The sequence below is a fragment of the Azospirillum brasilense genome (assembly GCF_007827815.1).
Lineage (GTDB): Bacteria > Pseudomonadota > Alphaproteobacteria > Azospirillales > Azospirillaceae > Azospirillum > Azospirillum brasilense_C.
On the sequence record NZ_VITH01000002.1, the window covers coordinates 92,405 to 113,533 of the forward strand.

Genomic DNA, 21,129 nt, shown 5'->3' on the forward strand with positions numbered 1-21,129 from the left:
ACACTTTTTTGCAGGCTCCTGTTCCCTGGGTACGCCCGTTGAACCGCGCCGCGCCACCCCCTATTGTCGCGCCGGGCCGAAAGGCCGAAGCGGCATCGAGCGCGGGGAGTATGGCGTATGAAAATCGACGGCACGGCCTACCGGACCATCTGGCTGGCGCAGGACGGCTGGTCGGTGGAGATCATCGACCAGACGCGGATGCCGCATGATTTCGCCGTCGCGCGGCTGACCGACCTCGACGAGGCCGCCCACGCCATCCGCGCCATGCTGGTGCGCGGGGCGCCGCTGATCGGGGCGACCGCCGCCTACGGCGTCGCTCTGGCCATGCGGGCCGACCCGTCCGACGCGGCGCTGGAGGCGGCCCATGCCCGGCTGCTCGCCACCCGCCCGACCGCGGTCAACCTGCGCTGGGCGCTGGAGCGGATGCGCGGCCGTCTGGCGCCGCTGCCGCCCGCCGCCCGCGCCGAGGCCGCCTACGCCGAGGCCGCCGCGGTCTGCGACGAGGACATCGCCATCAACCGTGCCATCGGCGAGCATGGCGCCGCCCTGATCCGCGAAGCCGCCCGGCACAAGGCCCCGGGCGAGCCGGTGAACGTGCTGACCCACTGCAACGCCGGCTGGCTCGCCACCGTCGACTGGGGTACGGCGCTGGCCCCGGTCTATGTCGCCTTCGAGGAGGGCATCCGCCTGCATGTCTGGGTGGACGAGACGCGCCCGCGCAACCAGGGCGCCAGCCTGACCGCCTGGGAGCTGAACCGCCACGGCGTGCCCCACACGGTGGTGGTCGACAACACCGGCGGTCATCTGATGCAGCACGGCATGGTCGACCTGTGCATCGTCGGCACCGACCGCACCACGGCGACCGGCGACGTCTGCAACAAGATCGGCACCTACCTGAAGGCGCTGGCCGCCCACGACAACGGCGTGCCCTTCTACGTCGCGCTGCCCTCGCCGACCATTGACTGGGGCATGGCGGACGGGGTGAAGGAAATCCCCATCGAGGAGCGCGACGCCCGCGAGGTGACCGAGCTGACCGGCATCACCGCCGACGGGCGGATCGAGACCATCCGCGTCACCCCGGCCGGCAGCCCGGCGGTCAATTACGGCTTCGACGTCACCCCGGCCCGTCTGGTGACCGGTCTGGTGACCGAGCGCGGCGTCTGCCCGGCGAGCCGGGAGGGGCTGCTGGGTCTGTTCCCGGAGCAGGTCGGCGCGGCGCGCTGACGTCCTCTTTCCGAAAAGCCGCTTACGCCGCGGCGACGACGAGCAGCGCGACGGTGAGCGCCACCGCGTCCTCGATCAGCGCCGCCGGCCGGTCGCGGCCGAAGGCGGCGGCCAAGCGCCGGCGCGCCTCGTAGCACAGGAGCGTGCCGGCGACCGCGCCCAGCCCGCCGGCAATCAGGCCGGGAACCCACGCGCCCGCGTTCGCGCCGATGGCCGCCCCCGCGATGGCGCCGCCGGCGATGCGGCTGGCGAACGGGAAGGGGCGCTTGCGGCTGGGGGTGGTCGGCAGCTTGTCGGTGACCAGCTCCCCCACCGCCAGCGCGGTGAAGACCCAGGGCGACACCGGGTGGCCGAGGAAGAACAGCCAGCTTCCCGACAGGTCGAGCCAGCCGCCATAGGCGGCCCAGGAGACCGCCGCCGGCCCCAGCAGGGTGCGCGAACCGGACACGGCGCCGATCAGGACGGCGAGGATCAGAACAGTCGTCACAGAGATCTCCGGGTCAGTCGGTCCGGCGGTCGCGCAGAGCCTGGAACAGGGTCCGGACCACCCCGGCGCGGGTGCCGGGACCGCCATGGAGCAGGCGGATCGCCGCCAGCATCAGCGCCGCGTCGCCGTCGCGCGGCGGGTCGGTGTGGGGAAGCCGCCGGCCGCGCCGCACCGAGACGGTCTTCACCCGCGTCATCTCCAGCAGCCCTTCAGCGCCGCGCGTGACGCCCCAGCCGCTGGCGCGGCGCCCGCTGAAGGGCAGGCGGGGGTCGGCGGTCGGCACGATCAGGTCGTTGACCGTCACCATCCCGGCGTCCAGCCGCCCGGCCAGGGCGCAGGCCTCCGCCTCCGGCCCGAAGACCGAGGCGCCGAGGGCGTAGGGGCTCCGGGCAGCGGCCTCCAGCGCTTCATCGACGTCGCGGACGGGCACCAGCGACAGGATGGGGGCGAACAGCTCCTCGCGCAGCAGCGCCATGCCCGGCCGCGCGTCGGCCACGATCAGCGGCGCCATCGCCGGGTCGGAATCTTCGGGCAGCGGACCGAGCGGGCGGGCGCCCTCCGCCATCGCCGCGCGGACCAGCCCGACCAGCCGGCGCCGCACCGGCAGGGGCACCGCCGCCGGCGGGATGGCCGCCACGCAGGCGGTCAGGGCACCCTCCAGCTCGGCCGCCAGGGTGCGCGGCACGAAGACCCGGCGCGGCGCGATGCAGGTGGCGGAGCCGTTGAGGCGCAGGCCGAAGGCCAGCGCGCGGGCGACCGTGCCGAGGTCGGCCCCCGGCAGGACGAAGACCGCGTCGTTGCCCGACAATTCCATGGTGGAGGGCACCAGCCCGTCGGCAAGCTGCCGGGCCACCGCCCGGCCGGTGGCGGCTGATCCGGTCAGCACCAGCTTGTCGATGCCGGCGGTGATCGCGTCGGACACCGCGTCGGGGGATTCGTCGAGCAACTGGAACAGGCCGTCCGGCAGACCGGCCTCGGCCAGCCAGTCGGCCAGCCGCTCCATCGGCGCGGAGCAGCCGGGCGCCGGCTTGACCAGCACCGCGTTCCCGGCGGTCAGCGCCTGGAGCGCCTGCACCCCCGGCAGCATCAGCGGGTAGTTGGACGGGCCGACGATCAGGACGGTGCCGAACGGCTCCCGCCACACCTCGGCGGCGACTCCGAACAGCCAGACCGGGCGGCCCCGCGCGCCCAGACGGCGCGGCGCCAGCAGCGCGGCGGCCTCGCGCTCCAGGAAGCGGCAGGCCTCGGCCAGCGGCAGGATTTCCGCGCTCAAGCTCTCGGCCGCGCTGCGTCCGGGGCGCGTCGCCAGCGTTCGCACGAGATCTTCCGCATCCGCCGCGATGCGGCGGCGGATTTTGCGGATGATGGACAGTCTTTCGCCTGTATTGCCGCCGGCCCACGCCGCGCGCGCAGTTGAAAATGGATCGCCGGCCCCGCTTGTCCAAGGGGTTACACCTGGAGGGGTGTGATTGTGGCTGTGATCCATTTCCGGTCCATGTTCGTAACCGCCTTCACACAAGTCGGCAGCTCGGGAGCGTTTGGCAAGCGGATGGAACGGCAAGTCGTGATCATTGGCGCTGGGCCGGGTGGATTGGCATCCGCGATGCTCCTGGCGCTCACCGGGGCGAAGGTCACCGTGCTGGAACGGCAGGACCGCGTCGGCGGCCGGTCGGCCGGCTTCGCGCTCGACGGGTACCGCTTCGACAGCGGCCCGACCTTCTTCCTGTATCCCCGCATCCTGGAGGAGATCTTCGAGGCCTGCGGGCGCCGCCTGTCGGACGAGGTCGATCTGATCCGCCTCGACCCGCTCTACCGGCTGGTCTTCGAGGCCGGCGGGGAGCTGCGGGTCCACGGCGAGATGAAGGCGCTGATGGCGGAGATCGCCCGCCTCAATCCGCGCGACGCCCAGGGTCTGCCGCGCTTCCTGGCCGACAACCGGGCGAAGATGGAGCTGTTCCGCCCGATCCTGGAGACCGACTTCTCCAGCCCCTGGGCGCTGGCCTCGCTGCCGATGCTGAAGGCGCTGGGGCGGCTCTCGCCGCAGCGTTCGGTCGACCGCGATCTGTCCCGATACTTCCAGGACCCGCGCGTCCGCCTCGCTTTTTCCTTTCAGAGCAAATATCTGGGCATGTCGCCCTTCCGCTGCCCCAGCCTGTTCACCATCCTGTCCTTCCTGGAGCACGAGCACGGCGTCTTCCACCCGCGCGGCGGCACCGAGGCGGTGATGGAGGCGATGCGGCGGGTGGCCGAGGATCTCGGCGTCACCGTGCGGCTGAACGAGACGGTGCGCCACATCCGCTTCCAGGGCCGCCGCGCCGTGGGGGTGCGGACGGAGGCCGGCGAGTATCCGGCCGACGCGCTGGTCATCAACGCCGACTTCGCGCGCGCGATGACGACCCTGGTGCCCGACGACCTGCGCCGCCGCTGGACCGACGCCCGCATCGCCACCAAGAAATTCTCCTGCTCCACCTTCATGCTCTATCTCGGGATCGAGGGCCGGGTGGAGGGGCTGGACCACCACACCGTCTATCTGGCGGAGGACTACGCCCGCAACCTCGCCGAGATCGAGGACGGCCGCGAGATGCCGCGCCGCCCTTCGATCTACGTGCAGAACGCCTGCGTCAGCGACCCGGATCTCGCCCCGCCCGGCGGCAGCACCCTCTACATCCTGGTGCCGGTTGGCCACCAGCGCGGCCACATCGACTGGGCGGCCGAGGCGCCGCGCTACCGCCGCCTCGTGCTCGACCGGCTGGCCGGCTTCGGCCTGACCGACCTGGAGCGCCGCATCCGGGTGGAGCGGGTGGTGACGCCGGCCGACTGGGACCGCCAGTTCGCGGTGCACCGCGGCGCCACCTTCAATCTGGCGCACAGCCTGGACCAGATGCTCCACCTGCGCCCGCACAACCGGTTCGAGGATCTGGACGGCGTCTATCTGGTCGGCGGCGGCACCCACCCCGGCAGCGGCCTGCCGGTGATCTTCGAAGGCGCGCGCATCACGTCGCGGCTGCTGGCCTCGGAGCTGGGCCTGCCGACGCCCTGGCGCAGCGAAACCATGGGACTGTCCAGCCTGCCCAAGCGGGCCGTAGCGGGGGGATTGGCATGACGGATCGGATCGCGGTGATCGGCGGCGGCCTGGGCGGGCTGGCGTCGGCGGTGGTTCTGGCGGCGCGCGGCCACAAGGTGGTGCTTCTGGAGAAGAACGGCTGGGTCGGCGGCAAGGCGGCGGTGCTGGAGGAGGGCGGCTTCCGCTTCGACATGGGGCCGACCATCCTGACGGTGCCGCGCGTCCTGCGCCGCATCCTGGCGGAGGCCGGCTGCGACCTCGACCGCGAGCTGGAGCTGGTCCGGCTGGAGCCGCAATGGCGCTGCTTCTTCGACGACGGCACGGTGCTCGACCTGTCGGAGAACATCGGCGCGATGGCGGCGGAGCTGGACCGGCTGACCCCCGGCCGCGGCGCTGGGGAGGGCTACCGCCGCTTCCAGGCCTTGTCGGAGCGTCTGCACGGCATCTCCGAGCGCTTCTTCTTCTGGAAGTCGGTGGAGGACCTTGGCGACACCCTGAAGGTCCGCGACAGCATGAACACCAGCACCCTGTCCGACGTGCTGGCGCTGCGCATGGGCAGCACGGTGGCCGGCACCATCCGCAGCCACGTCCCCGACGCGCGCGCCGCCCAGATGCTCGACCATTTCACCCAGTATGTCGGCTCGTCGCCCTACGGCTCCCCGGCGGTGCTCTGCGCCATCGCCCACATGCAGACCAACGACGGCGTCTGGTATCCGATGGGCGGCACCCGCGCCGTTCCGCTGGCGCTGGAGCGGGTGGCCCGGCGTCTCGGCGTCGAGATCCGCACCGGCACCGGCGTGCGCCGGCTGGAGGTGACCGACAAGCGCGTCACCGCCGTCGAGACCGAGGGCGGGGAGCGCATCCCGGTGTCGGCGGTGGTCTCCAACATGGATTCCGTCCGCACCTACGAGGAGCTGGTGGGCGGCGCCCCGGCCAAGCGCTTCCGCAAACGCCGCCGCTACGAGCCGGCCTGTTCGGGCGTGGTCTTCTATCTCGGGCTCGACCGCGGCTACGACCACCTGCTGCACCACGACTTCGTCTTCTCCCGCGACCCGGCGGAGGAGTTCGACTGGATCTACCGCCGCGGCGAGCCGGCGCCCGACCCGACCTGCTACATCGCCGCCCCCGCCCGCACCGAGCCCGGCGTGGCGCCGCCGGGGGGCGAGGCGCTCTATGTGCTGGTCCACACCCCCTACCTGCGGCCGCACCACGACTGGTCGCGGATGCTGCCGGACTACCGCCGCACCGTCTTCGACAAGCTGAAGCGCACCGCCGGCATGGCCGATCTGGAGGACCGCATCCGCGTCGAGCGCGTCCTGACCCCGCAGGACATCCACGACCGCTACCGCGTGCTGAACGGCGCCATCTACGGGCTGGCCAGCCACGGCCGCTTCATGGGCGCCTTCAAGCCGGGCAATCGGTCGCGCGACGTGGAGGGGCTGTATCTGGCCGGCGGGGCCGCCCATCCGGGGCCGGGCATGCCGATGGTGCTGATGTCCGGCTGGATCGCCGCCGACAGCCTGGACCAGGACCTCCGGAGCGGAGCGCGCGACGGCGACCTGCGCGCCGTCGCCTGAGCGGCGGGCCGGATATGGGGCAGGGTAAGGGGGATGATGGGCTGAACGACGATCCGGTCGCGTTGCGCTCGCCGGCGCTCTGCCGCTTCTTTGGCGCCGTCATGGCGCGGCGGATGCGGCGCGACTTCCACGCGCTGCGGCTGGCCCGGCCGGGCTGGCCGGACCTGCCGGCGGACCGGCCGGTGATCGTCTGCCTGAACCACCCGTCCTGGTGGGACCCCGCCTTGCTGATCGTGATGGGGACCACCCGCTACCGCGACCGGCCGGGCTATGGCCCCATCGACGCGGCGATGCTGCGCCGTTACCGCTTCATGGCGCGCATCGGCCTGTTCGGGGTCGAGCCGGACCGGGCGGGCGCCGCCGCCTTCCTGCGCCACGGCCGGCGCATCCTGGCCGACCCGCGCTCCATGCTGTGGATCACCGCCGAGGGCGCCTTCACCGACCCGCGCCGCCGCCCGGTCCGCCTGCGTCCGGGCATCGCCCATCTCGTCCGCCGCGCGCCGGAGGCTGTGGTGGTGCCGCTCGCCGTGGAATACCCGTTCTGGGACGAGAGCACGCCGGAGGCGCTGGCCCGCTTTGGCGAGCCGATGGATGCCTCCGCCTTCGCCGGCTGGCCGGTGCCCGACATCGCCGCCGCTTTGGAACGGCGGCTGGAGACAACAATGGACGCGCTGGCGCTCGACGCGCAGAGCCGCGACCCGGCGCGCTTCCTGACGCTGGTCGACGGTTCGGCGGGGGTCGGCGGCGTCTACGATCTGTGGCGCCGGGCGCGGGCGTGGGTGGGCGGGCACCGTTTCAGCCCCGAGCATGGTGACGCATCCGACACGAAAGGGGTTTCCCGCCGATGAGCGTCCTCACGCTGCTGGCCGCTCTGTCGCTGGCGCTCGCCCTGCTGCCGTTGGGGCTGGGCCTCGTGAACCTGTGCCTCTACCGCCGGCCAAAGGCCGAGCCGCCGCCGGGCGCCGCCGTCAGCGTCCTGATCCCCGCCCGCAACGAGGAGGCCACCATCGCCGCCGCGGTACGGGCGGCGCTGTCCAGCTGCGGCGTGACGGTGGAGGTGGTGGTGCTGGACGACCATTCCACCGACCGCACGGCCGAGATCGTCCGCGCCCTCGCCGCCCGCGACCCGCGCCTGCGGCTGGAAACGGCGCCACCGCTGCCGCCGGGCTGGTCGGGGAAGCAGCACGCCTGCCAGGCGCTCGCCGGTCTGGCGCGGCACCCGGTGCTGCTGTTCCAGGACGCCGACGTGCGGCTGGCCCCGGACGCCGCCCGGCTGGCCTGCGGCGCGCTGCTGGCCGGCAGGGCGGGGCTGGTCAGCGGCTTCCCGCGCCAAGAGACCGGCACCCTGGCCGAGGCGCTGGTGATTCCGTTGATCCATGTCCTTCTGCTCGGCTACCTGCCGATGGTCGGGATGCGCTGGTCGGCCAGCCCGGGCTTCGCCGCCGCCTGCGGCCAGCTGATCGCGGTGCGGCGGGACGCCTACGCGGCGGCCGGCGGCCACACCGCCATCGCGACCTCGCTGCACGACGGGGTGACGCTGCCGCGCGCCTTCCGCCGGGCGGGGCAGGGAAGCGACCTGTTCGACGCGACCGGCCTCGCCCGCTGCCGGATGTACCGCGGCTGGCGGGAGGTGTGGTCCGGCTTCTCGAAGAACGCGACGGAGGGGATGGCGACCCCGGTCGCCCTGCCGGTCTGGACCGTTCTGCTGTTCGGCGGCCATGTCCTGCCCTGGCTGCTGCTGGGCTGGGCGGCGCTGGCCCCATTGCCGGAGGAGTTTGTCATCATGGCGGCGTCGGCCGTGGCGGCGGGGCTGTCGTTCCGCTTGCTGCTGGCCGCCCGTTTCCGTCAGAGTCTGGTCGGCGCGCTGCTCCACCCCGTGGGCATCCTGATCCTGCTGGCGATCCAATGGTCGGCGCTGCTGCGCGCCCGCCGGGGCCGCCCGGCGGAATGGCGCGGGCGCGCCTATCCGTCCACCTCCAGAACGGGTGCACCATGACGACCCTTCGGCAGTTCCGGACCGCCCGCAACGCCACGGTGGGCGGAGCGCTGGCCGCGCTGGCGGTCCTCCTGGCGACCGCCCCGGCCGCGGCCGCCGACCTTGCCATCACGGTCGCCAACGTCGCGAACGCCCAGGGGAAGGTGCTGGTCGCGGTGTGCACGCCGGAGACCTTCCTGGGGCCGAACTGCCCCTACACCGCGGCGGAGCCGGCGCGGCCGGGCAGCGTCACCGTGGTGGTGCACAAGGTGCCGCCCGGCACCTACGCCGTGCAGTCCTTTCACGACGAGAACCAGAATCTCGAACTCGACCGCAACTTCCTCGGGATGCCGAAGGAGGGGGTCGGCTTCAGCAACGACGCCCCCATGCGCTTCGGCCCGCCGCGCTACGCCGACGCCGCCCTGGCGGTTGCCGAGCCGGTGACTCGCACGACGCTGACCTTGCGCTATCTGATCGAGCGCTGAGTGACTTCCGCTTTCAGATCACCGGCACCAGACGCCGCCGCCGGGGCGGCGGGTTGCCGCCCTTGCAGGGGCTGTAGCCGCCCGGCGCCAACTGCCCGAACGTGATGCCGGTCGCCATGGCGATGTCGTCCAGCCGCTCCAGCCCCAGCACGCGGGTGGCGGCGAGCGCGATGCGCCCGCAGGCCTCGGCGTCGCTGCCGGCGCGGTGATGGTCGAGCGCGATCCCCAGATGGTCGGCCAGATAATTCAGCTTGTGCGCGGCCAGCTGCGGCCACGCCTTGCGCGCCAGCACCACGGTGCAGAGGTAGTGGCAGGCCGGCCAGTCCAGCCCGTAATCGTCCAGCGTGTGGCGCAGCACGCTGATGTCGAAGGAGGCGTTGTGGGCCAGCACCAGACGCCCATCCAGCCGGCGGGCGAAGCGGTGCCAGACCTCCGGGAACTCCGGCGCGCCGGCGACATCCTCGGCCCGCAGGCCGTGGACGGCGGTGTTGAAGGGGTTGAAGCGCATCTCCCGCGGGCGGATCAGATGCTCCTCGGTCTCCACCACACGCCCGTCCTCGATCCAGGCGACGCCGATGGAGCAGGCGCTGGTCCGCGATTCGTTGGCGGTTTCGAAGTCGATGGCGACAGCCTGCATAACGTCCTTCCTCAACCCAGGATCAGGCGGGTGACGTCCTCGGGCAGGTCGCCGTCGAGCGCCATCAGGCGGACCCTCATCAGGCAGGCCACCGCGATGGCGTCGGTGATTTCCCCGCGCTTGACCATGGCGTAGGCCTCCGCGAAGGGAACGTGGCGCAGCTGCAGGACCTCGGTCTCCTCCGGTTCGGCCTGCCCCTGCTCGATCCCCCAGGCGAGAAAGCAATGGGCGGTCTCGTCGGTGATGCTGTTGGACAGGTGCATGGTCAGGATCGGCAGCCAGTGGCGGGCGGTCTGGCCGGTCTCCTCCAGCAGCTCGCGCTTGGCCGACTCCACCGGTGCGACGCCCTTCTTGCCACCGCCTTCCGGAATCTCCCAGCTGTACTGCTCCAAGGGGAAGCGGTACTGGCCGACCAGCGTGACGCGGCCCTGGTCATCGATGGGAACCATCCCGGTCGCCAGATTCTGGGCGTGCATGACGCCGTAGATGCCGGGATTGCCGAGCGGGGTCAGCACGTCGTGCTCCACCACCCGCATCCACGGATTCTCGTAGATCGGTTTGGTCGTCAGGACGGTCCAGGGGTTGCCGGTCTTGTGCGGCACGCCGGTGCTCCTTGCGCGGGTGGGGGACGGGCTGCGGGGGTCTGGGGCGGAACTATAGGCATTGCGGCCCGATGCTGCAACGCGGTGCGCTTCCGCCACCGTCCCGCGCGCCGCCCTCGGGGCTGCAGGCCGTGGTTGTTGCGGAAATATTTCACAGTTAGATAAAATTTTCGCGACAGTTCACGCAAGTCCTCTCCAACTGTTCTGGCTGGTTACTTGACTCCCCGACTGTTGAGGTCTACCTCTATATTGTGCGGTATCCGTGGATGCCGGCGGTGGCCGTCCTTCGTGGGGCAGCAATTTTGGAAACGCAGCGCCGGATGCGGCACAATTTTCAGGATAGGGAGCGCTGGCGCAACCCGGACTGGCGGACGAAATTCGTCGCCTGGTGGGAAGGCTACGACCTCGCCGCGCTGTCCCGGCTGGCCCGCACCGCCCCGGCCTCCCGCCTGCCTCTGCGCGGCCCGGTCGCGGCGCTGGGCTCCGCCCCTCCGGCCGGCGCCCTGCCGCCCGAGGCGGCGCGGCCCGATGCCGACCTGGAGCGTCTGGAGAACCTGCAGCTCGACCGCCAGGGCGAACCGGTCTGGTCGGTCGCCCGCACGGAGGGCGCGCAGATGCTGTGGGGCCAGGACTGCGTCGGTCCCGGCGACTCGCAGTGGATGATCGAATCCGTCCGCTCCTTCGGGCTGAACCCGGCCAAGAGCGTGCTCGACCTGTCGGCGGGGCTGGGCGGGCCGGCGCGCGGCATCGTCAACAGCTACGACACCTGGGTGACCGGGCTGGAGATGTCGCCCCTGCTGGCCAAGCTGGGGATGGAGCGTTCCAAGGCGCTGGGGGTCTCGAAAAAGGCCCCGATCGGCCATTACGACCCCGAGCATTTCAACCAGGCGGGCGCCTTCGACCTCGTGCTGGCCGACCGGGTGATGCACCGGGTGCGCGACAAGGAGAACTTCCTCGACCGCGTCAGCGAGTGCATCAAGCCGAAGGGCGGCGTGCTGCTGTTCGATTACGTGATCGAAGGCACACCGTCCTCCTGGGAAAGCTGGAACGGCTGGCGCGATTCCGAGCCGCTGGAGGTCTATCCCTGGTCAGCCACCCGCATGGCCGACGAACTGACCCAGCGCAACCTCGACCTGCGCATTTCCGAGGACCTGACCCAGTTCCACCGCCGTCAGGCCGTCGAGCGGGTGCGCCGGCTGGGCGAGGCGTTGAAGACGGCCGCCCCCGAACCCCGCGTGCTCAAGGCGCTGGCCCGCGAGCTGGCGCTGTGGTGGTCGCGCCTGCGTGTGCTGGGCAGCGGCCTGCGCTTCTGCCGCTACGTGGCGATGCGCCCCACCTAAGGTTTCTCATCGCAGGCCCGTGGTTCGATCTTGCGCTCCGCCGCGAAGCGCCGGGCCGACTCCGTCACCAGCTTGCGGATCAGGGCGCGGCGCGGCTCGATGGGGCCGGAGACGTCCAGCCAGCGCTCCCCGTCCCACCGCTGCACATGCAGCGGCACGATCCCCTCATGGTCGGCGCAGGTGATGCGCAGCGGCTGCATGAAGCCGTCCAGCCCCAGTTCGGTCAGCCGTTCGGCGGTCAGGTCCAGATGGTCGAAGCCCCAGGCGACCTGCGCCCCGGTCAGCGGCCGGCGCCCGTACTTGCCCTGCGCGGTGCGGATGGCCTCAATGAGGACGGCGGCGTTGAAGACGCCGCGGTTGTAGAGCACCGTGCCGATCTGGCTGGGATCGCCGGCCCCGAGCCCGTGGCCGTGGACCCGCTCGCGGATGGCGCGGATCACCGGCAGGTCCGCCCCGGCGGCGTGGAAGGCGACCGCCTTGTAGCCGACCGCGGCGGCGCCGACCGGCCGGACATCCAGCTCCGACCCGGCCCACCAGACGCCGATCATGCGGTCGGCGGGGTAGCCGGCGGCGGCGGCCTCGCGCAGGGCGGTGGAGTTCTGCACCCCCCAGCCCCACAGGATCACGTAATCGGGCCGGTAGTGGCGGGCGATCTGCGTCCACACGGCGCGCTGGTCCAGCCCCGGCGGGGCGACGGGGAAGCTGCGCATCTCGAAGCCGAGCCGGCCGCGCAGCGCCTCCAGCATGGGCAGCGGCTCCTTGCCGAAGGCGCTGTCGTGATAGACGTAGGCGATCTTCCGCCCGCGCAGCCGCTCCGCCCCGCCCAGCTCCGTCGCCCCCAGCTCCGTGGCGATGTGGCTGATCGCGGCGTCGATGCCCGTCCAATAGCTGGCCGGGGCGTTGACCGCGTAGGGGAAGACCCGCCCGTCCGACACGTCCGCCCGCCCGTAGCCGGAGGAGAAGACCGGGATGCGGTCGGCCGCCCCGCGCTCGATCAGGGCGTAGGTGATGCCGGTGGACAGCGGCAGCACGGCGGCGGCGCCGGTCGGCCCCTTGGCCTTCAGCCGCTCGTAGCAGTCCACCCCGCGGTCGGTGTTGTAGCCGGTGTCGCACTCCTCCCAGACGATGGGCACGCCGCCGATGCCGCCGTCGCGCCGGTTGACCAGCGTCAGATAGTCGGCCACCCCGTCGGCCAGCGGGATGCCGTACGGCGCGTAGGGGCCGCTGCGGTAGACGAGGTGCGGGAAGAACTGCGCCCCCTGCGGCGGCTCCGAAACGGCCTCGGCCGGGGCGCACAGCAGCGCCATCGCCAGGGCCGCAACCGCCAAAGCCGGGGCGCGCCATGCCATTCCGTTTCCTCCACCCGTCGCGCGCCGGGCCGTTCCGCCGGTCCGCGCGGTTTTCGTTGCGCGGGATTCTAGTACGGACCGGCCCCGTTTCGCACGAAGAGAGCGCAGCCCCCACGCTTGCGCTTGCCTGCCCTTTGCACGGCGCCGTTTGAAGGGGGGCGGGACCGGCACTAAATCAGGCGGTTGAGACATGCGGAAACCACGGCCGCCGCCCGGCCGGTCCGCCAATAACGCGAAGGAGGGGTACCGTGACGACGTTCACCGGTCAGGACTCGCTGAAAACCCGCCGCTCCCTGTCCGTCGGGGGCAAGAGCTACGATTATTTCAGCATCAAGGCCGCGGAGGACGCCGGACTGGGCGACCTCTCCCGGCTGCCCTATTCCATGAAGGTGCTGCTGGAGAATCTCCTGCGCTTCGAGGACGGGCGCACGGTGTCCACCGACGACGTCAAGGCGGTGGCCCAATGGCTTCACGACAAGCGGTCCGACCGTGAGATCGCCTACCGCCCGGCGCGCGTGCTGATGCAGGATTTCACCGGCGTGCCGGCGGTCTGCGATCTGGCGGCGATGCGCGAGGCGATGGCCGCGCTGGGCGGCGATCCCAAGAAGATCAACCCGCTGGTCCCGGTCGATCTGGTCATCGACCACTCGGTGATGGTCGATTACTTCGGCAATCCCTCCGCCTTTGAGAAGAACGTCGAGCTGGAGTTCGAGCGCAACCTGGAGCGCTACGCCTTCCTGCGCTGGGGCCAGAAGGCCTTCGACAATTTCCGCGTCGTGCCGCCGGGCACCGGCATCTGTCATCAGGTGAACGTCGAGTATCTGGCGCAGGGCGTGTGGACCGACACCGACCCGGCGGGCAAGCTGGTCGCCTATCCCGACACGCTGGTCGGCACCGACAGCCACACGACCATGGTGAACGGGCTGGGCGTGCTCGGCTGGGGCGTCGGCGGCATCGAGGCGGAGGCGGCCATGCTCGGCCAGCCCATCTCCATGCTGATCCCCGAGGTCGTCGGCTTCAAGCTGACCGGGCGGCTGAAGGAGGGCACGACAGCCACCGACCTCGTGCTGACCGTCACCCAGATGCTGCGCAAGAAAGGCGTGGTCGGCAAGTTCGTGGAGTTCTACGGGGCGGGTCTGGATCACCTGACGCTGGCCGACCGCGCCACCATCGGCAACATGGCCCCGGAATACGGCGCCACCTGCGGCATCTTCCCGATCGACGCGGAGACCATCCGCTACCTGACCTTCACCGGCCGCGACGCCGACCGCGTGGCGATGGTCGAGGCCTACGCCCGCGCCCAGGGCATGTGGCGCGACGCCGGCACGCCGGACCCCGTCTTCACCGACGCGCTTGAGCTGGACATGACGACGGTCGAGCCGTCGCTGGCCGGCCCGAAGCGCCCGCAGGACCGCGTGCCGCTGTCCCAGGCGGCGCAGAGCTTCAGCGGCGATCTGGTCGGCGCCTTCAAGGCGGAGGACGCCGACCACTCCGTTCCGGTGAAGGGCTGCGGCTACACCCTCGACCAGGGCGCGGTGGTGATCGCCGCCATCACCTCCTGCACCAACACCTCCAACCCGGCGGTTCTGGTGGCCGCCGGCCTGCTGGCCCGCAAGGCGGTGGAGAAGGGGCTGAAGTCCAAGCCCTGGGTCAAGACCTCGCTGGCGCCGGGCTCGCAGGTGGTCACCGACTATCTGGCCAAGGCCGGGCTCCAGCCCTACCTCGACCAGCTCGGCTTCAACATCGTCGGCTACGGCTGCACCACCTGCATCGGCAACAGCGGCCCGCTGCCCGACCCCATCGCCGCGGCGGTGGAGGAGGGCAACCTCGTGGTCGCCGCGGTGCTGTCGGGCAATCGCAACTTCGAAGGCCGGGTGAATCCGCACACGCGGGCGAACTATCTGGCCTCGCCGCCGCTGTGCGTCGCCTACGCGCTGGCCGGCAACATGAAGATCGACTTGGCCAAGGACCCCATCGGCATCGGCCATGACGGCCAGCCCGTCCATCTGAAGGACATCTGGCCGACCAACCAGGAGGTCCAGGACGCCATCGCCGCCTCGCTGTCGGCGGAGATGTTCCGCAGCCGCTACGGCAACGTGTTCGAGGGGCCGGAGCAGTGGCGGGGCATCCAGACCGCCGAGGGCCAGACCTACGAGTGGCAGGCGGGCAGCACCTACGTGAAGCTGCCGCCCTTCTTCGCCGACATGCCGAAGACCCCCGACGCGGTCAGCGACGTGCGGGGTGCCCGCGCGCTCGCCGTGCTCGGCGACAGCATCACCACCGACCACATCTCGCCCGCCGGCTCGATCAAGAAGACCAGCCCGGCCGGCGAGTATCTGCTGAGCCATCAGGTGCGCCCGCAGGACTTCAACTCCTACGGGGCGCGGCGCGGCAATCACGAGGTGATGATGCGCGGCACCTTCGCCAACATCCGCATCCGCAACGAGATGCTGGCGGGCGTGGAGGGCGGCGAGACCCGGCACTATCCCTCGGGCGAACAGTTGCCGATCTACACCGCGGCCATGCGCTACGCCCAGGAGGGCGTGCCGCTGGTGGTCATCGCCGGCAAGGAGTACGGCACCGGCTCCAGCCGCGACTGGGCGGCCAAGGGCACCAAGCTGCTGGGCATCCGCGCGGTGATCGCCGAGAGCTTCGAGCGCATCCACCGTTCCAACCTCGTCGGGATGGGCATCCTGCCGCTCCAGTTCAAGGACGGGCTGACCCGCAACGATCTGGCGCTGGACGGCACGGAGACCTTCGACATCGCCGGCATCGAGCAGGACCTGCGCCCGCGCAAGGATGTGACGATGACCATCACCCGCGCCGACGGGCAGACGCGGCAGGTGCCGCTGCTGCTGCGCATCGATACGGTGGACGAGGTCGAGTATTACCGGAACGGCGGCGTGCTGAACTTCGTTCTGCGCAATCTGGCGAAGTGACGGAAGCCGGCGCAGCGGGGCGCGGCATCGCCTTCCCGCTGCGCGGCGCCCCGGCCGGCTTCACTCTCCATAGGACGGGTCAGGCGCGCGCAGGACCTCCTGGATGCTCTGCACAAGCAGGGTGCTGCCGTGGGCCGAGAAATGGCCCTGGTCCAGGAAGTAGAAGCCCTGATCATCCCTGATCCGGCAGAGCGGAAGGGCCTTGCAAGGGTCGGGGTCGCAGAAATAGTCGGAGGTGTCGACGAACCGCGCGCCCCGCGTCGCGGTGATGAGCGGCTGGTCGGCGGCTTGGCCGGTGATCGAGTAGGCCCGCTCCGACTTCATGAAATAGGTGTGGTCGTAGGGGTTGCGGAAGCGGAACACCGGGCTCTGCCCCAGCACGACGATGCGGATGCCTCGGTTCAGCAGCGTGTCCACGGTCTCGTGCAGGCGGCGGAGATCGAGGGCGTTGGTGTCCATGTACCATTCCCACCGCGCCGCCATGATGACGATGCGGATGCCGTTGCGGTCGATGATCTCCTCGACACGGCTGTTGAACTCCTGGCAGTTCGGACGGGTGTTGACGGACAGATCCTTGATGGGCGGACAGCCGGACGCCGTGTATTGGACGATGTTGAAGGGCAGGGTTTCGGCGACGGTCTGGAGCCCCGGCACATAATGGGCGGCGAAGGAATCCCCCCAGAGCAGGGCGGTGGGCGCCTCCGCCTTCAGGGAACCGATCCGGCAAGCCTCCAGGCCCGGCCACGCCTCCGGCGGCTGGTCGGTTTCGAGGAAGCATGTGTGTTCCTTGTAGAGTTCCCGTCCTGAGATGTCCTGCGGCGCGTAATCGGTGAAGCGCTGGGGCAGCCCGTTGGACAGATGACCGATCAGCCCGACCCCCGCCAGCCCCGCCATGGCCCAGCCGGTCCGCGCGAAGACCTTGGACGGCCGGCGGCCCGACTCCACCCCCGGCGCCGCCCTGGGCTTGCGGAAGGGACGCTCGATCAGCCGCCAGGACAGCACGGACACCGCGGTGATGAGCGCGAGAAGGATCAGCGTTTCCTTGGTGGTCAGGTCCCGCCCTTTGTAGAACCGCGCGAAGACCATCAGCGGCCAATGCCAGATGTACATGGAGTAGGAGATCAGGCCGATGAAGACCATGGGGCGCAGAGTCAGCATTCTCCCGACCGCCGTCGGACCGCTCCGCCCGGCATGGATGACCAGCGCCGCGCCCAGGCAGGGCAGCAGCGCGGCGTAGCCCGGAAAGGCCGTCGCCTCGGACAGGGCGAACACGCTGGCGAGGATCAGGGCGGCGCCGACCGCGCAGGCCAGTTCCCGCACCGCGCGGCTGCGGCTGTCCGGAACGGCGCCGAAGGCCAGAAGGGCGCCCAGCACCAGTTCCCACAGCCGGGGAGGCAGCAGGTAGAAGGCCGCCACCGGATGATCCCGCACCAGCGACACCCCCAGGGCGAAGGACGCCGCCGCCGCCGCCAGCAGAACGGCGACCCACACCGAACGCCTGTACGGGAGCAGAACCAGCACGGCGAGGGGAAAGACGATGTAGAACTGCTGCTCCACCCCCAGCGACCAGGTGTGGAGAAGCGGATTCATCTCCGCCGCGTTCTCGAAGTAACCGGACTTCAGATAATAGACGATGTTGGACGAGAACAGCGTGGTCGCCACGAGGTTCTGGGAAAAGCTCTTCAACTCCTGGGGCGACAGCAGGAAAAGGGCGAGCACCGCGGTGACCGCCAGCGCCGCGAACAGGGCGGGAAGGATTCGGCGGATGCGGCGGACATAGAAGTCGGCGAGGGAGAAGGTGCCGCGCTGCGCGTCGTTCAGAACGATCGAACCGATCAGGTAGCCGGAAATCACGAAGAACACATCGACGCCAATGTATCCGCCGCTGAACGGGGAAAACTTCGCGTGGAACAGCAGAACCGAAAGGATCGATACCGCGCGAAGGCCGTCGATGTCGGGGCGGTACATCATGGGACCCGCAAGGTTTGGGTGGAACGGAGACGCGGGTCGGCGGTCCCGAACCCGGTTCTGCGGCGGGAGGCGAACGACGCGGGAGTGAGGGAGTGCCCGGCTACGCGAGAGGAAGCGGCGAAATCGCTTCCCGACAATTCAATGAAGACGGAAAGGCTTCCGGGGGTAGGCGTGGTGTTGGCGTTTTTATCGCCTGGATTGCTTTGTTGTTTTCGATGCTCTTGATGGGAAAATGCCTGTGAATTCGATGGTATGGCATCGTGGCGGCGTGTTGAAGTGAATTATTGAATGAAAGCCTTAGGGTGTCGGCACTTTGAATGACCTAACAAGAATTCAACGGTAATGGCCGCCCAATGGTGATAGAGAAAGCACCCGTTATTGCGTGGGGTGTCCGCGCCTGTTTGGGTTTTCACAGCGTCTTCGTGTGCGTCGGGAGGTCGCTGGTTACGGCCCCGTCTTCTCCGTCCAGCCGGCCTCGCGGACCGCCGCCGCGTGACTGCGGCTGACCGGCACGCGCCGGCCGTTGCGCAGGACCAGCACCAGCTTGCCGTCCGGCTTGCGCTCCACCCCGGCGACGGCCGCGGCGGCGACCCAGTGGGAGCGGTGGACCTGCATGCCGTCCAGCCCGGCCAGCTCGGCGATGGCGTCGCGCAGCCGCATCAGGATCAGGTCGCTGCCCTCCGCCGTGTGGGCGCGGACGTAGTGGTCCTCCATCTCCAGCGCCAGCAGGTCGCGGCCGAGCCGTGCCGGCAGGCGGGCGAGGAAGGCGGGCTCCGGCCGCTCCGCCGGGGGTACCGGCGCGTTGTCCGGGGCGGGCGGCGGCGTGGGGCCGGCGAGAAGCCCGCGGTCGCGCAGCTCCAGCCAGACCGGGATGGCGGACACCAGGAGCGTGATCAGGACGACATAGACGAACAACTCGGCCAGACCCAACGGGTGCAGCATGTCCTTGCCGCGCAGAGACCGCTCCAGCAGAGCCACGGCCATCGTCATCGGCGCCGCCACGGCCAGCGTCACCCCGGCCAGCAGGGCGCGCCACGCCTCGGGCCGGTCCCGCAGCCGGCGGGCGGCGGCCAGGGTCAGAAGTTCGAAGGCGAGGCCGCCCAGCCCGATCAGCCCGATCCAGTAGGCCAGCCGCTGGGCTAGCGTCAGATCGGCGAAGGTGCCGAAAGGGCCGAGCAGGGCCAGCACCAGCGCCGCGCCGAGCAGCACCGGCAGCCGCCGCCCCAGCAGCCGGCGGCGGTAGGGAGTGCGGGGGCGCCCCGTCGCGGGGCTGTCCACGGCGGCACGCAAGGTCACGCGCTGGCGGAGCGGGCGGACTGTTCCAGCGACTTGATGTGGGACAGGCCGGGCAGGATTTCCGACTTCACGAACTCCATGCGCCGGTTCGGGCCGCCGCCGCCGCGGGCGAAGCGGGCCTTCCACAGGTCCATCTTCACCGCCAGACCGCACAGCACGCCGCCGATGGTGACGTGGTGGGAGGCGATCAGCTCGCGGATGGAATGGAAGGTCTCGGCGTTGATGTCGCGCCAGAAGTCCTTGGACCGGTTGTCGAAGCTCTCGAACCGCCCGGTGATCGAGGTCGAGATGTCGGTCAGGTCGCGACTGATCTCGTCGAGCATGCGCATCTGCCGGGCATCGCGCTTGACCTCGGTGGAGCTGCGGATCTCGGCCATCCAGGACAGGAAGCGCTGGATTTCCGGGACGATGTCGTCCAGGCACTTCTTGAAATAGGCCAGCGACAGGAAGATGTCGCCGTACTCCTCGAGGAACTGCGGGATCTCCCCCAGCTCGATGTCCAGCCGGTCGGCCATCATGCGCAGGTTGCGCAGCGCCTCGTCCCGGTTGGGGTTGGAGAACATCCCGATGATGTCCTTCACGTCCTGGACCTGCATGTCCTCGGACCCGTAGACATACTCGACCAGCGGGCGCGTGAAGACGCGCATGTAGTTGGTCAGTTCCTCCTTCTTGCGGTCGGACAGGGTCAGGGACTCGACGCTGTTGACGTCGATGTTCATCCGCCGCAGTTCGATGCGGGAGGTGTAGACGTCGAAGCTGGAGGCGGCGGCGATCTTCTCGATCTTGACGATGTCGCGCTCCACCTCCTCCTTGTAGGATTCGAAATAGGCGGTGAGGTGGCGGGGCGAGACCTGCCCGCTGCCGGTCTGGACGTCGTGGAACATCTCGACGACGGTCTGCAACCGCACATTCTTGATCAGCCGGGCGTGCTGGAGCCCCGGCGTTTCCAGCGGGATGGCCGACAGCGGCATGATGTGCAGCGCGTCGCGGGCCTCGTCCTCCCACTGCTTGCGCCGGCCTCCGCCCTGGGGACGTGCCGACTTGTCCCCCGCAACCTCGGCCACAGCCTCGCTGGTGTCTGCCCCGTCGCTCAATGCCATCTCCCCGCAAGCCGGCGCCCATCCGCCCGCTTGGCCACTGTCGAGGTCCCCCACAAGGATAGCGGGTTGAGGGGGGCAGGCAAGGGTTGAAGGGGGCGTCCCGGAGCAATGTCATAGCACCGGTCGTACAGAAACGAAAAGGGCCGGTCCGCGGTGGACCGGCCCTTTCGCAACCTCGCGTGAGGTTTCCGCGGGCGTCACCAGAGGGACGCCACCGGCGTCAATGGACGCTCAGCGGCTCCATGTCGTTCTGGCGGACGGTGGCGAAGGCCACGTCGCGCTCCGGGACCACCGTCAGCGGCGTGCCGTCGGCGGCGTGGACGGAGAAGGCCGGAGCGTCGTCGACGGTCACCGGCCGGACATAGGCCACGTGGTCCAGCCCGAAGCCGGCGAAATCCTGGGGCGACAGTTGGCGCAGGTAGGCGGCGGCCTTGTCGGAGTCGAAGTCGATGTCGAAGCTGTTCATGACGCAGTCCTTTGGACGAATCGGTCGAGGAGGTGTGGGCGGCGGGCAATCGCGCTGGTTGAGAGCGAAGACCGGTCAGGCGTCGCCGCGGTCGGGCGCGACGTCGATGGTCTGCGGTCCGGCGGTGCCGCTGGCGGCCTGGGCGGGCTGCTCGATCTTGATGGTGCGGACCTTCGGTTCCGGCAGGGGCCGCTTGAGGTCGATGTTGAGCAGGCCGTTGTCGAGCGAGGCGCCGACCACCTCGATCCCCTCCGCCAGCACGAAGCTGCGCTGGAACTGGCGGGCGGCGATGCCGCGGTGCAGGTAGATGCGCGAGCGGTCGTCGGTCTGGCGGCCGCGGATGACGAGCTGGTTGTCCTCGATCTGGACCGACAGGTCCTCGGAGGTGAAGCCGGCCACGGCCAGCGTGATGCGCAGGCCCTCGTCCCCGATCTGTTCGATGTTGTAGGGCGGATAGCCTTCCGCGGAATTCTTGGCGATGCGGTCCAGCGTGCGCTCGAACTGGTCGAAGCCCAGGAGCAGCGGACTGTTGAAGAGCGAAAGACGTGTCGTCACGGCGCATCCTCCTCGAGAGGCGAGCGAGTTGCACATTGGGCCCGTTTCCGGCGCCCGGCTGG

The 21,129-nt window shown here is 70.2% G+C and carries 18 protein-coding genes; 8 read left to right on the forward strand and 10 right to left on the reverse strand.

Annotated features, from left to right (window positions below):
- Nucleotides 1-117: 117 nt before the first annotated feature.
- Entirely contained in the window at nucleotides 118-1,224 is a 1,107-nt protein-coding gene (gene mtnA, locus FBZ83_RS04365) for an S-methyl-5-thioribose-1-phosphate isomerase (protein ID WP_145681258.1), read from the forward strand.
- A gap of 22 nt (nucleotides 1,225-1,246) precedes the next feature.
- On the opposite strand, the gene FBZ83_RS04370 is transcribed toward mtnA, so the two are convergent.
- Nucleotides 1,247-1,711 carry a DUF4126 domain-containing protein gene (locus FBZ83_RS04370; protein WP_145681259.1) on the reverse strand — a complete coding sequence of 155 codons (465 nt, stop codon included), beginning with the start codon at nucleotides 1,709-1,711 and terminating at the stop codon, nucleotides 1,247-1,249.
- Between the two features lie 13 nt (nucleotides 1,712-1,724).
- On the reverse strand, nucleotides 1,725-3,197 hold the full coding sequence (locus tag FBZ83_RS04375) for an aldehyde dehydrogenase family protein (protein WP_145681260.1): 1,473 nt from the start codon (nucleotides 3,195-3,197) through the stop codon (nucleotides 1,725-1,727).
- A gap of 63 nt (nucleotides 3,198-3,260) precedes the next feature.
- Here FBZ83_RS04375 and crtI point away from each other — a divergent pair, with 63 nt between their 5' ends.
- Genes crtI through FBZ83_RS04400 form a run of 5 tightly spaced genes read left to right on the forward strand, consistent with a single transcriptional unit; the run spans nucleotide 3,261 to nucleotide 8,812 of the window.
- Entirely contained in the window at nucleotides 3,261-4,814 is a 1,554-nt protein-coding gene (crtI, locus tag FBZ83_RS04380) for a phytoene desaturase family protein (RefSeq protein ID WP_145681261.1), read from the forward strand.
- The gene (locus FBZ83_RS04385) at nucleotides 4,811-6,352 is read left to right on the forward strand and encodes a phytoene desaturase family protein (protein ID WP_145681262.1); all 1,542 of its coding nucleotides are present in this window, start codon (nucleotides 4,811-4,813) and stop codon (nucleotides 6,350-6,352) included. The genes crtI and FBZ83_RS04385 overlap by 4 nt, the downstream gene beginning before the upstream one ends.
- A gap of 14 nt (nucleotides 6,353-6,366) precedes the next feature.
- The gene (locus tag FBZ83_RS04390; RefSeq protein ID WP_145681263.1) at nucleotides 6,367-7,200 is read left to right on the forward strand and encodes a lysophospholipid acyltransferase family protein; all 834 of its coding nucleotides are present in this window, start codon (nucleotides 6,367-6,369) and stop codon (nucleotides 7,198-7,200) included.
- Entirely contained in the window at nucleotides 7,197-8,348 is a 1,152-nt protein-coding gene (locus tag FBZ83_RS04395) for a glycosyltransferase (RefSeq protein ID WP_145681264.1), read from the forward strand. Before FBZ83_RS04390 ends, FBZ83_RS04395 begins: the two co-directional genes overlap by 4 nt.
- On the forward strand, nucleotides 8,345-8,812 hold the full coding sequence (locus FBZ83_RS04400; protein WP_145681265.1) for a DUF2141 domain-containing protein: 468 nt from the start codon (nucleotides 8,345-8,347) through the stop codon (nucleotides 8,810-8,812). The genes FBZ83_RS04395 and FBZ83_RS04400 overlap by 4 nt, the downstream gene beginning before the upstream one ends.
- 13 nt (nucleotides 8,813-8,825) lie before the next feature.
- Here the strand turns inward: FBZ83_RS04400 and FBZ83_RS04405 are convergent, their stop codons facing one another.
- Both FBZ83_RS04405 and FBZ83_RS04410 read right to left on the reverse strand, forming a co-directional pair.
- A complete protein-coding gene (locus tag FBZ83_RS04405; RefSeq protein WP_145681266.1) occupies nucleotides 8,826-9,449 on the reverse strand; it encodes a 3'-5' exonuclease in 624 nt (207 codons plus the stop codon).
- A gap of 11 nt (nucleotides 9,450-9,460) precedes the next feature.
- Nucleotides 9,461-10,051, reverse strand: coding sequence for an NUDIX domain-containing protein (locus tag FBZ83_RS04410; protein WP_145681267.1), 591 nt, complete (start codon nucleotides 10,049-10,051; stop codon nucleotides 9,461-9,463).
- A 320-nt stretch (nucleotides 10,052-10,371) separates the two neighbouring features.
- Between FBZ83_RS04410 and FBZ83_RS04415 the strand changes: the two genes are divergently transcribed.
- Nucleotides 10,372-11,391, forward strand: coding sequence for a class I SAM-dependent methyltransferase (locus FBZ83_RS04415; protein WP_145681268.1), 1,020 nt, complete (start codon nucleotides 10,372-10,374; stop codon nucleotides 11,389-11,391).
- Here FBZ83_RS04415 and FBZ83_RS04420 read toward each other — a convergent pair.
- Entirely contained in the window at nucleotides 11,388-12,740 is a 1,353-nt protein-coding gene (locus FBZ83_RS04420) for an ABC transporter substrate-binding protein (protein ID WP_145681269.1), read from the reverse strand. The two genes, FBZ83_RS04415 and FBZ83_RS04420, sit on opposite strands and share 4 nt — an antisense overlap.
- Before the next feature lie 248 nt (nucleotides 12,741-12,988).
- Between FBZ83_RS04420 and acnA the strand changes: the two genes are divergently transcribed.
- Nucleotides 12,989-15,679: an aconitate hydratase AcnA gene (gene acnA, locus FBZ83_RS04425; protein ID WP_145681270.1), complete on the forward strand. Its 2,691-nt coding sequence runs from the start codon at nucleotides 12,989-12,991 to the stop codon at nucleotides 15,677-15,679.
- A 60-nt stretch (nucleotides 15,680-15,739) separates the two neighbouring features.
- Here acnA and FBZ83_RS04430 read toward each other — a convergent pair whose 3' ends face one another.
- From FBZ83_RS04430 to FBZ83_RS04450, 5 genes are all read right to left on the reverse strand, one after another.
- A complete protein-coding gene (locus FBZ83_RS04430) occupies nucleotides 15,740-17,650 on the reverse strand; it encodes an acyltransferase family protein (RefSeq protein WP_145681271.1) in 1,911 nt (636 codons plus the stop codon).
- Nucleotides 17,651-18,094: 444 nt separating this feature from the next.
- Nucleotides 18,095-18,946 carry a LytTR family DNA-binding domain-containing protein gene (locus FBZ83_RS04435; RefSeq protein WP_247888141.1) on the reverse strand — a complete coding sequence of 284 codons (852 nt, stop codon included), beginning with the start codon at nucleotides 18,944-18,946 and terminating at the stop codon, nucleotides 18,095-18,097.
- Nucleotides 18,943-20,040, reverse strand: coding sequence for a hypothetical protein (locus FBZ83_RS04440; RefSeq protein ID WP_145681272.1), 1,098 nt, complete (start codon nucleotides 20,038-20,040; stop codon nucleotides 18,943-18,945). Before FBZ83_RS04440 ends, FBZ83_RS04435 begins: the two co-directional genes overlap by 4 nt.
- 226 nt (nucleotides 20,041-20,266) lie before the next feature.
- Complete coding sequence (locus FBZ83_RS04445) at nucleotides 20,267-20,512, reverse strand: DUF1150 family protein (RefSeq protein WP_145681273.1); 246 nt, start codon at nucleotides 20,510-20,512, stop codon at nucleotides 20,267-20,269.
- A gap of 75 nt (nucleotides 20,513-20,587) precedes the next feature.
- Nucleotides 20,588-21,067, reverse strand: coding sequence for an Hsp20 family protein (locus tag FBZ83_RS04450; RefSeq protein ID WP_014239222.1), 480 nt, complete (start codon nucleotides 21,065-21,067; stop codon nucleotides 20,588-20,590).
- Nucleotides 21,068-21,129 lie beyond the last annotated feature (62 nt).

What these genes read in the sequence shown, in the direction of transcription:
- mtnA (WP_145681258.1), top strand. Translation starts at nt 118, where the DNA reads ATGAAAATCGACGGCACGGCCTACCGGACCATCTGGCTGGCGCAGGAC.
- FBZ83_RS04375 (WP_145681260.1), bottom strand. Translation starts at nt 3,197, where the DNA reads ATGGATCACAGCCACAATCACACCCCTCCAGGTGTAACCCCTTGGACA.
- crtI (WP_145681261.1), top strand. Translation starts at nt 3,261, where the DNA reads ATGGAACGGCAAGTCGTGATCATTGGCGCTGGGCCGGGTGGATTGGCA.
- FBZ83_RS04385 (WP_145681262.1), top strand. Translation starts at nt 4,811, where the DNA reads ATGACGGATCGGATCGCGGTGATCGGCGGCGGCCTGGGCGGGCTGGCG.
- FBZ83_RS04390 (WP_145681263.1), top strand. Translation starts at nt 6,367, where the DNA reads ATGGGGCAGGGTAAGGGGGATGATGGGCTGAACGACGATCCGGTCGCG.
- FBZ83_RS04395 (WP_145681264.1), top strand. Translation starts at nt 7,197, where the DNA reads ATGAGCGTCCTCACGCTGCTGGCCGCTCTGTCGCTGGCGCTCGCCCTG.
- FBZ83_RS04400 (WP_145681265.1), top strand. Translation starts at nt 8,345, where the DNA reads ATGACGACCCTTCGGCAGTTCCGGACCGCCCGCAACGCCACGGTGGGC.
- FBZ83_RS04405 (WP_145681266.1), bottom strand. Translation starts at nt 9,449, where the DNA reads ATGCAGGCTGTCGCCATCGACTTCGAAACCGCCAACGAATCGCGGACC.
- FBZ83_RS04415 (WP_145681268.1), top strand. Translation starts at nt 10,372, where the DNA reads ATGCGGCACAATTTTCAGGATAGGGAGCGCTGGCGCAACCCGGACTGG.
- FBZ83_RS04420 (WP_145681269.1), bottom strand. Translation starts at nt 12,740, where the DNA reads ATGGCATGGCGCGCCCCGGCTTTGGCGGTTGCGGCCCTGGCGATGGCG.
- FBZ83_RS04430 (WP_145681271.1), bottom strand. Translation starts at nt 17,650, where the DNA reads ATGATGTACCGCCCCGACATCGACGGCCTTCGCGCGGTATCGATCCTT.
- FBZ83_RS04445 (WP_145681273.1), bottom strand. Translation starts at nt 20,512, where the DNA reads ATGAACAGCTTCGACATCGACTTCGACTCCGACAAGGCCGCCGCCTAC.